Source organism: Sphingomonas sp. S2M10, assembly GCF_012650175.1.
GTDB lineage: Bacteria > Pseudomonadota > Alphaproteobacteria > Sphingomonadales > Sphingomonadaceae > Sphingomonas.
Genome location: NZ_JAAILI010000083.1, coordinates 1 through 3702, shown reverse-complemented (window position 1 = coordinate 3702; position 3702 = coordinate 1). Strand labels below are relative to the sequence as shown.

Here is a 3702-nt window from a genome sequence, read left to right as displayed (position 1 = left end):
GACATATTCTTTGCAGTCGCAGTTTATGTCGAGCGTGGCGGCGAGAGACGCAGGTTTCCTTCGGTTTTCCATGATTTCACTCCAGATAATTACGGTTCCCTCGACCTGAACAAGTCGAAGGAACCAACATGCGATCAAGATCATTATTGTCGTTTCGAGCGGCCCGGCTCCGGGTCGAAGACCCGCCCAGTCACGACGCTCTACTCACCGCATTCCTCTCCTCTCTGTCGCTCGACGAGAGGTCAGGCAGTGCGATTCTGTTTGGCGCTGCGGCCCGTCATTTCCTGCATTGGATGGAACTGCATGGGATCGCGATCCGCACGATCGACGATCGGACCGTTCGGCGGTTCGAGAAGCATCGGTGCCGTTGCCACCGGTATTCGGCGCAGCAGCCAGTCTATAAGGCGGACATTGCAGCGCGAGTCAGGCGCTTCGTCCGCTTCCTGGAGGATCAAGGCTACGTCGGTGTCGACGACGGGATCGACGATCTGCCACGGCACCTCGCCGACTATTTCGATGGGATCGATCGCTTGCAACTCGCGCAAGGACCGGCCCAGTCCTATCGATCCGAGGCCGAGCATTTCGCGGCCTGGCTTCGCATTGCGCGACGACAATGGGCCGATATCGATGACACGATCATCGACCAGTACGGCGCGCATGATTGTCGATGTCCGGTCTGGCGCAAGCGAGGCAAGCTTGTTGCCTCGGGCGCGAAGCGGCGGCGGCGAGGCGCTCGGCACTTCGTCGAGTTCTTGCGCGACCGCGGTGTCATCCCTTCAGTCGAACTGGTGTCGGATGACGACCCGCACATGGCGGCATATCTGGCATGGCTCAAGCAACACCGCGGCGCGACCGATGAGACGATCCGGCGCTACCGGGCCGATATCAGGCGGCTCGCGCCTATGCTCGGCGAGCCTTCACAATGGGATGCAGCCGTCCTCAGACGGGCGTTTCAACAACGAAGCAAGGAGACGCCGGGTTCGGCATCACTGCTCGTCACGATAATACGGAGCTATATTCGGTTCCTGGTCGTGCAGGGTATTTGCCGTCCAGCTTTGTTGCACGCGATCCCATCAGTGCAACGCTACCGTCTTTCGACGCTGCCCCGGCACGTTAACCCGGCAACGATCGAGCAGATCATCGGCGCATGTCCGACTGATCGCCCGGTGGAAGTTCGGGACAAGGCCATCATTCTCCTGCTCGCCCGGCTTGGCCTGCGTGCCGGTGATATTCGGGATATGCACCTCGACGATATCGACTGGCGCTCGGGCCACCTGACGGTCAAGGGCAAGACGCGTCGGCCTGATCGCCTGCCATTGCCTCAGGACGTCGGTGACGCGATCCTGGACTACATTGCCACGGCGCGTCCCAAGACCGCCGATCCGCATCTGTTCGTGCGCGCGCAAGCCCCGTTCCGTTCGTTCCGCTCATCGGCGGAGATCGCCGGCATCGTTGCACGCACGCATGAGCGCGGCGGGATCGAAGGCGTGCCGACCGGATCGCACATTTTCCGGCATTCGCTTGCCACCAACTTGCTGCGCGCGGGCGCAGGGCTGGAGTCCGTTGGAACGATCCTGCGCCACAGCTCGCCCGAGACCACCGCCATCTACGCCAAGGTCGACCTGCCGATGCTCATGAAAATCGCGCAGCCATGGCCGGGAGAACCGTCATGCTGAGCACGCAGATTGCCAGATACGTCTCGCTGTATCGCAGCTTGGGGCGGAAGTTCTCGGAACAGGAACGACTGCTGCGCCAATACGCCGCTTTCGCTGAACGCTTCGGTGACCGGCACACCCGAGTGCAGCGCATCTACGACTGGTGCCACACGGCAAGCTCGCAAAACGTGGCTCGCCATAGGTACGACGCTGCTCGTAACTTCAGCCTTTTCGCTCATGCCGAGGACCCAGACAACGAAGTCCCGCCTGTCGGCGTTTTCGGCCGGGGGAAGCGGCCACGTCCCACTCCGACCATAATCGAAGCGGACCAGGTGCGGGCGATCATGGCGGCGGCATTGAACGTTCCGCCCCATGGCACGATTAGCCCATACACGTACCATTACCTGTTCGGCCTGCTCGCGGCGACAGGTCTCCGGATTTCCGAGGCTCTCGCGCTACAGTGCAACGATCTGGTCGAGGATGGGCTGGTCGTCCGCAACGGCAAGTTCGGCAAGCAGCGACTGATCGCCTTGCAGCCATCGACGCGCCAAGCACTCGAAGCCTACATTGCGATCCGCGCGAAGCACCCGGCCAAGTGTAATGACCTGTTCGTCACTATCCGGGGGCGGGCGCCGCACAAGGTGCGCGCCCACGTCGTGTTCGTCAGGTTGGCCCGGCTTCTCGGATATCGTGGAGCAACCGGTACGGCAGGCATGCGACTCCACGATCTGCGACATACGTTCGCTGTTCGCTCGCTTGAGTCCTGCCCGCGTGACAGGGAGGCCATTGCCCACCACATGGCCGGTCTCAGTGTCTACCTGGGGCACGCGTCGATCGCCAACACGTACTGGTATCTCGAAGCCACGCCAGTGCTGCTGCGCGACATTGCGGCTGCAAGCGAGCAACTTTTTCAAGGAGAAGCGGCATGACGGCGCTTGCTCCCCATCTCTCGGCATATCTGCGGGAACATCTGCCGCGCGAACGCGCCGTCAGCCCGCACACGGTGAAGACCTATGCCAACTGCTTCGTCCTCCTCGTCCAGTTCGCTGCCGATCGGCTGAAGCGCCGACCGACCGATCTCGAGGTTGAGGATCTCGGCACAGACATGATCATGGCCTTCCTCGATCATGTGGAGATCGGCCGCGGCAGCTGCGTGCGGACCCGCAATGGCAGGCTCGCCGCGATCCGATCCTTCTTCCGATACATCGAGTACCGGATTCCAGCCTGCCTCGATCAGGCACTCCGTGTCAGAGCAATCCCGACCAAGAAGACAGACAAGGCGCTGATCGATTACCTCGACCGGGCCGAGATCAAGGCTTTGCTCGATACACCCGATCCCCGGACACGCCTCGGCACCCGTGATCGCGCGATGCTGCATCTTACCTATGCTGGCGGACTGAGGGTGTCGGAACTCGTAACGCTGCAACTGGGCGATTTCCCGGACCGCTCCCTGTCCACCATGCACATCATGGGCAAAGGGCGACGTGAACGGGTCCTGCCGCTGTGGAAGGAGACCCAGATCGCATTGCGCGCATGGCTTGCGATCCGGCCTCAAGTTGAGGTCACCGAGATTTTCCTCAATGCCAACGGGCAGCCGATGACCCGCGACGGATTTGCGTTCCGATTGGCCGAGCACGTCAAGACGGCAGCGACGAAGCAGCCGTCGATCCTTGGGAAGCGCGTCACACCCCACGTGCTTCGTCATTCTTGCGCGATGCACACGCTCGCGGCGACGGGGGACATTCGCAAGGTCGCATTATGGCTCGGCCACGCCAGTATCCAGAGCACCGAGACCTACTTGCGCGCCGATCCCGAAGAGAAGCTGCAGATTCTCGCAGCCCACGGTGCCCCTGCGATCAAGCCGGGGCGCTTCAAGCCGCCTTCCGACGCCTTGATCACAATGCTCACCGACGTTCGAAGGCGGGCCTGACCCGTCTTCGAACACTCCCTCTAACCCGCATATTATCTGGAGTGAAATCATGGAAAACCGAAGGAAACCTGCGTCTCTCGCCGCCACGCTCGACATAAACTGCGACTGCAAAGAATA

Annotated in this window: 3 protein-coding genes; all 3 read left to right on the top strand. The window is 61.5% G+C overall.

What is annotated here, in order from left to right; genetic code table 11:
• Positions 1-128 precede the first annotated feature (128 nt).
• From S2M10_RS20985 to S2M10_RS20975, 3 genes are read left to right on the top strand one after another with little or no spacing between them, the layout of a single operon-like run.
• Positions 129-1676, top strand: coding sequence for a tyrosine-type recombinase/integrase (locus S2M10_RS20985; protein WP_011540750.1), 1548 nt, complete (start codon positions 129-131; stop codon positions 1674-1676).
• Entirely contained in the window at positions 1670-2584 is a 915-nt protein-coding gene (locus S2M10_RS20980; protein WP_011540751.1) for a tyrosine-type recombinase/integrase, read from the top strand. Before S2M10_RS20985 ends, S2M10_RS20980 begins: the two co-directional genes overlap by 7 nt.
• On the top strand, positions 2581-3585 hold the full coding sequence (locus tag S2M10_RS20975; protein ID WP_024310637.1) for a tyrosine-type recombinase/integrase: 1005 nt from the start codon (positions 2581-2583) through the stop codon (positions 3583-3585). The genes S2M10_RS20980 and S2M10_RS20975 overlap by 4 nt, the downstream gene beginning before the upstream one ends.
• Positions 3586-3702: the final 117 nt, after the last annotated feature.

Coding starts and splice junctions, on each gene's coding strand:
- S2M10_RS20985 (WP_011540750.1), top strand. CDS start 129: ATGCGATCAAGATCATTATTGTCGTTTCGAGCGGCCCGGCTCCGGGTC.
- S2M10_RS20980 (WP_011540751.1), top strand. CDS start 1,670: ATGCTGAGCACGCAGATTGCCAGATACGTCTCGCTGTATCGCAGCTTG.
- S2M10_RS20975 (WP_024310637.1), top strand. CDS start 2,581: ATGACGGCGCTTGCTCCCCATCTCTCGGCATATCTGCGGGAACATCTG.